We start from the raw sequence: 6,635 nt of genomic DNA on the forward strand, positions 1-6,635 counted from the left end.
CCCACCCAGGCCCGCAAGGCCCTGGATCACCAGGTGAGCGGCTCGCCCTTGTAGTTGATGAAACGCAGGCCGCCGTTGCCGCTCTGCGCCTTGATCTGCTCGAGCATGCCACGGGTGCTGGTGAGCACGTCGATCTCGGCATTCTCGCCGCCCATGTCGGTCTTCACCCAGCCCGGGTGCATGGCCAGCACGGCAAGGTCGGGGCGCTGCAGCTCGACCACGAAGCTGTTGATCATCGAGTTGAGGGCGGCCTTGCTGGCCTTGTACAGGCAGATCTCACCGCCGTCGGGGATGGTCACGCTACCCAGGATCGAGCTCATGAACGCCAGCACGCCGCTGTCTTTGCGGATGAGTTCGGCCAGGCGCCGGGCCACGCGGATCGGCGCCACGGCGTTGGTCATGAACAGCTCGCCAATCTGCTGTACCTGCACGCTTTCCAGGTCCTGCGGCAGCGGGCCCATCACGCCGGCGTTGACGAACACCAGGTCGAACACTTCACCCTGCAGGCGCTGCTTGAGCCCGTCGAGCTGGGCGGTGTCGTTCATCTCCAGGCGCTCGATACGCACACCGGAAACCTCGCGCAGAGCGCCTGGCTGTTGCGGGTCGCGCACGGTGGCGACGACATTCCAGCCGTCTTCCTGCAGGCGTTGCACCAGCCCCAGGCCAAGGCCTCGGGAGGCGCCGATGATCAGGGCGTTCTTGTTTGCGGTCATTGCGATACTCCATATCAAAGGCTGGGCGAGCGCTGTTGTGCATAGTTTCGCTCGCCGCGCGACAACGGGGTGATTGCCCTCCACCGGGAAAGGCCTGGGTGACGAGCATAAACCAGGTACCTGGCGCTCGCCTTGTGGAGACTGATCAAAAAACGATCGATTGCCTGGAAAGCCTGTGGGGGCTGGGCCTGGCGCTGTAGTTCACGGGTTATCCACAAGCCGCTCCACAGTAATTGTGTGCAAGCGCAGCGGGCCTGAAAATGGTGGTTTGGGGGCGGGCTTACATTGAAAGCTGGGGATAACTCACAGTCTTTCAGTCACTTGTGCCGGTGTCACACGAATGTGATCAAAATATGCTCAATGCTTCGCAGGCCTTGTCGAACAAGGCCTGTATCAGCTTGCCCAAAGCTTATCCACAGGCAGGCCCACAGTAGTTGTGGGCAACGCTCACTCTCTTTCCAGCAGAATGCGACCGCGGCTCAGGTCGGCGAGTTGCTGCTGCAGTGACGCGAGGTGGATCTCACCCAGGGCGATGCGCAGGTCGACGCCGTTAGCGGTGAACTGCTCGTCCAGCACCACGCCGTCCACCTCAGCCAGGCGCAGCTTGAGCAGCGCCAGTTCGCTGAAGGTGCAACTGCAACTGAACGCGCTGCGCTGCACCAGCACACGCTTGGGTGCCTGCTGCAGGCATTTGTTGGCGCCGCCGCCGTAGGCCCGGGCCAGTCCACCGGTGCCCAGCTGGATGCCGCCGTACCAGCGGATCACCAACACCACCACCTGGTCGCAGTCCTGGGCTTCGATGGCGGCGAGGATCGGTCGCCCGGCCGTGCCGCCCGGTTCGCCGTCATCGCTGCTGCGGTACTGGGCGCCGAGCTTCCAGGCCCAGCAGTTGTGGGTGGCCGCCAGGTCGCTGTGGCGTTCGATGAAGGCCATGGCCTCGGCGGGGCTGTCGATCGGGCCGGCGAGGGTGATGAAGCGGCTCTTGCGGATTTCTTCGCGCAATTCGCAGAGCTCGAGCAGGGTAGAAGGCATAAGTCCGGGTCAGGCAGGCGTGCTGATGCCGCAGCCTTTGAGAATGATGTGGATAAGATTGTTGCTGGCGTCTTCCATGTCCTGCTTGGTCAGGCGGCTGCGGCCGGTGACCTGGCAGATCTGGGTGGCGAAGTCGGCGTAGTGCTGGGTGCTGCCCCAGAGCAGGAAGATCAGGTGCACCGGATCTACCCGGTCCATCTTGCCGGCGTCCATCCAGGCCTGGAACACCGCGGCGCGGCCACGGAACCATTCGCGGTAGTCGGCGCTGAAGTACTCGCTCAGGCACTCGCCGCCGCTGATGACTTCCATGGCGAAGATCCGCGAGGCCTGTGGGTTGCGCCGGGAGAACTCCATCTTGGTGCGGATGTACTGGCTGAGCGCCTCGGCCGGGTCGTCCTCCACGCTCAGGGCGTTGAAGGTGCTGTCCCACAGTTCGATGATGTTGCTCAGCACCGCGATGTACAGGCCCAGCTTGTTGGTGAAGTAATAATGCAGGTTGGCCTTGGGCAGCCCGGCCTTGAGCGCGATGGTGTTCATGCTCGTGCCCTTGTAGCCGTGGCGGGCGAACTCGTCCTCGGCGGCCTGGATGATGGCCTGTTCGTTCTTCTGGCGGATGCGGCCGGCGGGCTTGCCCGAGGTGGGGGAGCGATGCGCAGGGACTTCTAGGGTCATGGACGATTCCGGGCGGGTCGTTACGGATGTCCGACAGATTACCTGCCTGTGGCGAAGTGACAAGCATTAGCGTCAGGGACAGGCATCAGCGTGTCGCAGCCAGGCTCTCGAGGAAGCTTTCCAGCACCAGGTTCGGCCGCCGGCCCTTGCGCGTTACCCAGCTCAGGCCCAGGTCATAGAAGCGCTGGGTGGGCTTCAGCGCGCGCAGGCGACCTTGCTGCACCCAGAAGCTGGCGTAGTGGTCGGGCAGGTAGCCGATGTAGCGCCCCGTCAGGATCAGGAAGGCCATGCCTTCGCGATCCGAGGCGCTGGCTGTGCAGTGCAGGGCCTGGTAGTGCGCCTGGATGTCGGCGGGCAGGCGGAAGGTCGGGGCGATCGCGTCCTGGGCGTTGAGGCGATCGTCATCGATCTGCAGGTCGTCGGCGTAGAACAGCGGGTGGCCGACCGCGCAGTAGAGCAGGGAGCGCTCGCTGTACAGCGGCTGGTACTCAAGCCCCGACAGCGGGCTGGTCTGCGGCACCACGCCCACGTGCAGGCTGCCGTCGAGCACGCCCTGCTCGACCTGGCTGGGGGCGATCATGCGGATCTGGATGCGCACATCGGGGCCGCGGTCCTTGAGTTCGGCCAGGGCGTGGGTGATACGCATGTGCGGGAGGGTGACCAGGTTGTCGGTGAGGCCGATGTTCAGCTCACCGCGCAGGTGCTGGTGCAGGCCATTGACCTCGGTGCGGAACGACTCCAGGGCGCTGAGCAGTTGCAGCGCCGAGTGGTAGACCTCGCGCCCCTCCTCGGTCAGCGAGAACCCCGCCCGGCCGCGTTGGCACAGGCGCAGGCCCAGGCGTTGCTCGAGGTCGTTCATCTGCTGGCTGATGGCCGAGCGGCCTATGCCCAGGACGTTTTCCGCCGCTGAAAAGCCGCCGCACTCGACCACGCTGCGGTAGATCTTCAAGAGGCGAATGTCAAAATCGCTGACTTGGGCGAGGGGGTCGGGGCGTCGGCTCATTAGTTTAGTTATCCGCTGACTGAAGGTTAGAAAAGCTGGGTTTTTCGAACTTTATCGCCGTGACAACTTAGCTGCAACAACACCCATCGTTGCCTAATCGTCTTTCGAGGAACCGCCCGATGAACATGCCCGAATCCGCTCAAGCCGGCCTGGCCAGCCAGCTCAAGCTGGACGCTCACTGGATGCCGTACACCGCCAACCGCAACTTCCAGCGCGACCCGCGGCTGATCGTGGCGGCCGAAGGCAACTACCTGGTCGACGACAAGGGTCGCAAGGTGTTCGACGCCCTGTCGGGCCTGTGGACCTGCGGCGCCGGGCATACCCGCAAGGAGATCAGCGAGGCAGTGGCTCGCCAGGTCGCCACCCTCGACTACTCGCCGGCCTTCCAGTTCGGCCATCCGCTGTCGTTCCAGCTGGCCGAGAAGATCGCCAACCTGGTGCCGGGCGACCTGAACCACGTGTTCTTCACCAACTCCGGCTCCGAGTGCGCCGACACCGCGCTGAAAATGGTTCGTGCCTACTGGCGCCTGAAAGGCCAGGCCACCAAGACCAAGATCATCGGCCGTGCCCGTGGCTATCACGGGGTCAACATCGCCGGCACCAGCCTGGGTGGCGTCAACGGCAACCGCAAGCTGTTCGGTCAGTTGCTGGACGTCGACCACCTGCCTCACACCGTGCTGCCGGCCAACGTGTTCAGCAAGGGCATGCCGGAAGAGGGCGGTATCGCCCTGGCCGACGAGATGCTCAAGCTGATCGAGCTGCATGACGCCTCGAACATCGCCGCGGTGATCGTCGAGCCGCTGGCTGGTTCCGCCGGTGTGCTGCCGCCGCCGAAGGGCTACCTCAAGCGCCTGCGCGAGATCTGCAGCCAGCACAACATCCTGCTGATCTTCGATGAAGTGATCACCGGCTTCGGCCGCATGGGCGCCATGACCGGTGCTGAAGCCTTCGGCGTGACCCCGGACCTGATGTGCATCGCCAAGCAGGTCACCAACGGCGCCATCCCGATGGGCGCGGTGATCGCCACCGGCGAGATCTACCAGACCTTCATGAACCAGCCGACCCCTGAGTACGCGGTGGAATTCCCCCACGGCTACACCTATTCGGCGCACCCGGTGGCCTGCGCCGCCGGCATCGCCGCGCTGGACCTGCTGCAGAAGGAAAACCTGGTGCAGTCCGCCGCCGAGCTGGCGCCGCACTTCGAGAAGCTGCTGCACGGCGTCAAGGGCACCAAGAACGTCGTCGACATCCGCAACTACGGCCTGGCCGGCGCGATCCAGATTGCCGCGCGCGACGGTGATGCCATCGTCCGTCCGTACGAGGCTGCCATGAAGCTGTGGCAAGCCGGTTTCTATGTACGCTTCGGTGGCGACACCCTGCAGTTCGGGCCGACCTTCAACACCCAGCCACAAGAGTTGGACCGTCTGTTCGACGCCGTGGGCGAAGCCCTGAACAAGGTCGACTGATTTTTCCGATTTTGACGTCGGGCGTGTGAGTACCACGCGCCTGTCTCTACCTTCTTTATCTGGAGTTATGCATGAGCATTGTTCAGCACCTGATCCACGGCGAGCTGGTCAGCAAGGGCGAGCGCACCGCCGATGTCTTCAACCCGTCGACCGGCCAGGCCGTGCGCAAGGTCGAGCTGGCCAGCCGCGCCACCATCCAGCAGGCCATCGATTCGGCCAAGGCCGCCTTCCCGGCCTGGCGCAATACCCCGCCAGCCAAGCGCGCCCAGGTGATGTTCCGCTTCAAGCAACTGCTTGAGCAGAACGAAGCGAAAATCTCGCAGATGATCAGCGAGGAACACGGCAAGACCGTGGAGGACGCTGCGGGCGAACTCAAGCGTGGCATCGAGAACGTCGAGTTCGCCTGCGCCGCCCCGGAGCTGCTCAAGGGTGAGTACAGCCGCAACGTCGGCCCGAACATCGACGCCTGGTCCGATTTCCAGCCGCTGGGCATCGTCGCCGGTATCACCCCGTTCAACTTCCCGGCCATGGTACCGCTGTGGATGTACCCGCTGGCCATCGCCTGCGGCAACGCATTCATTCTCAAACCGTCCGAGCGTGATCCCAGCTCGACCCTCTATATCGCCCAGTTGCTGCTGGAGGCCGGCCTGCCGAAGGGCATCCTCAACGTGGTGCATGGCGACAAGGAAGCGGTTGACGCGCTGATCGAGGCGCCAGAGGTCAAGGCCCTGAGCTTCGTCGGCTCGACCCCGATCGCCGAATACATCTATGCCGAAGGCACCAAGCGCGGCAAGCGCGTGCAGGCATTGGGCGGCGCGAAGAACCACGCGGTGTTGATGCCTGATGCCGACCTGGACAACGCGGTCAGCGCGCTGATGGGCGCCGCCTATGGTTCTTGCGGCGAGCGCTGCATGGCCATTTCGGTGGCGGTGTGTGTCGGCGACCAGGTGGCCGATGCGCTGATTGCCAAGCTGGAGCCGCAGATCAAGGCGCTGAAGATCGGTGCCGGTACGTCCTGCGGCCTGGATATGGGCCCGCTGGTGACTGCCGCTGCCCGTGACAAGGTGGTGGGTTACATTGACGACGGCGTTGCCGCTGGCGCCAAGCTGGTGGTCGATGGGCGCGGTTTCCGTGTGTCCGGTAATGAAGATGGCTATTTCGTTGGTGGCACCTTGTTCGACAAGGTCACCCCCGAAATGCGCATCTATAAGGAAGAGATTTTCGGGCCGGTGCTGTGCGTGGTGCGGGTGAACAGCCTGGAGCAGGCCATGCAGTTGATCAACGAGCATGAGTACGGCAACGGTACCTGCATCTTCACCCGTGACGGTGAGGCGGCGCGGCTGTTCTGCGACGAGATCGAAGTGGGCATGGTTGGCGTCAACGTGCCGCTGCCGGTGCCGGTGGCGTATCACAGCTTCGGTGGCTGGAAGCGTTCGCTGTTTGGTGACCTGCATGCGTACGGGCCGGACGGTGTGCGTTTCTATACCCGTCGCAAGGCGATCACCCAGCGTTGGCCGCAGCGGGCCAGCCATGAGGCGTCGCAGTTTGCCTTCCCTAGCTTGTAAGGCGCAGGGATGAAAGCGGGGCGGCCGAGAGGCCGCCCCGCTTTGTTTTGAGGTTTTGCTTTATATAACTGAAATAAAGGTTGACGGGCTTTCAGATCCCCTTATAATGCGCCCCACTTCCAGCGACATCGGAACGAAAAACTCCTTGAATATCAATGAGTTGATTGTTTGGAAAGGTTCCGGA

6 protein-coding genes are annotated in these 6,635 nt (G+C 63.5%); 2 read left to right on the forward strand and 4 right to left on the reverse strand.

The genetic code is table 11. The features are described 5' to 3' along the window. Positions 1 to 26: 26 nt before the first annotated feature. The 4 genes from DFS21_RS25075 to DFS21_RS25090 all read right to left on the reverse strand — a co-directional run bounded on the left by DFS21_RS25075 (position 27) and on the right by DFS21_RS25090 (position 3,420). Positions 27 to 713 carry an SDR family oxidoreductase gene (locus DFS21_RS25075; protein ID WP_111533376.1) on the reverse strand — a complete coding sequence of 229 codons (687 nt, stop codon included), beginning with the start codon at positions 711 to 713 and terminating at the stop codon, positions 27 to 29. A gap of 447 nt (positions 714 to 1,160) precedes the next feature. Beyond that, the gene (locus DFS21_RS25080; RefSeq protein ID WP_111533378.1) at positions 1,161 to 1,745 is read right to left on the reverse strand and encodes a YigZ family protein; all 585 of its coding nucleotides are present in this window, start codon (positions 1,743 to 1,745) and stop codon (positions 1,161 to 1,163) included. A gap of 9 nt (positions 1,746 to 1,754) precedes the next feature. Beyond that, a complete protein-coding gene (locus DFS21_RS25085) occupies positions 1,755 to 2,417 on the reverse strand; it encodes a TetR/AcrR family transcriptional regulator (protein WP_046854151.1) in 663 nt (220 codons plus the stop codon). An 85-nt stretch (positions 2,418 to 2,502) separates the two neighbouring features. After that, the gene (locus DFS21_RS25090; protein WP_110703785.1) at positions 2,503 to 3,420 is read right to left on the reverse strand and encodes a LysR family transcriptional regulator; all 918 of its coding nucleotides are present in this window, start codon (positions 3,418 to 3,420) and stop codon (positions 2,503 to 2,505) included. A 119-nt stretch (positions 3,421 to 3,539) separates the two neighbouring features. Between DFS21_RS25090 and DFS21_RS25095 the strand changes: the two genes are divergently transcribed. Continuing rightward, positions 3,540 to 4,886: an aspartate aminotransferase family protein gene (locus DFS21_RS25095; RefSeq protein ID WP_046854153.1), complete on the forward strand. Its 1,347-nt coding sequence runs from the start codon at positions 3,540 to 3,542 to the stop codon at positions 4,884 to 4,886. Positions 4,887 to 4,957: 71 nt separating this feature from the next. Beyond that, the gene (locus tag DFS21_RS25100; protein ID WP_110703787.1) at positions 4,958 to 6,451 is read left to right on the forward strand and encodes a CoA-acylating methylmalonate-semialdehyde dehydrogenase; all 1,494 of its coding nucleotides are present in this window, start codon (positions 4,958 to 4,960) and stop codon (positions 6,449 to 6,451) included. Positions 6,452 to 6,635: the final 184 nt, after the last annotated feature.

The organism is Pseudomonas sp. 2848 (assembly GCF_003253945.1).
In the GTDB taxonomy this organism is placed as follows: domain Bacteria; phylum Pseudomonadota; class Gammaproteobacteria; order Pseudomonadales; family Pseudomonadaceae; genus Aquipseudomonas.

Bases quoted from the DNA above. Each gene is read 5' to 3' on its own strand.
- DFS21_RS25080 (WP_111533378.1), bottom strand. From the start codon at position 1,745: ATGCCTTCTACCCTGCTCGAGCTCTGCGAATTGCGCGAAGAAATCCGC.
- DFS21_RS25095 (WP_046854153.1), top strand. From the start codon at position 3,540: ATGAACATGCCCGAATCCGCTCAAGCCGGCCTGGCCAGCCAGCTCAAG.
- DFS21_RS25075 (WP_111533376.1), bottom strand. From the start codon at position 713: ATGACCGCAAACAAGAACGCCCTGATCATCGGCGCCTCCCGAGGCCTT.
- DFS21_RS25085 (WP_046854151.1), bottom strand. From the start codon at position 2,417: ATGACCCTAGAAGTCCCTGCGCATCGCTCCCCCACCTCGGGCAAGCCC.
- DFS21_RS25100 (WP_110703787.1), top strand. From the start codon at position 4,958: ATGAGCATTGTTCAGCACCTGATCCACGGCGAGCTGGTCAGCAAGGGC.
- DFS21_RS25090 (WP_110703785.1), bottom strand. From the start codon at position 3,420: ATGAGCCGACGCCCCGACCCCCTCGCCCAAGTCAGCGATTTTGACATT.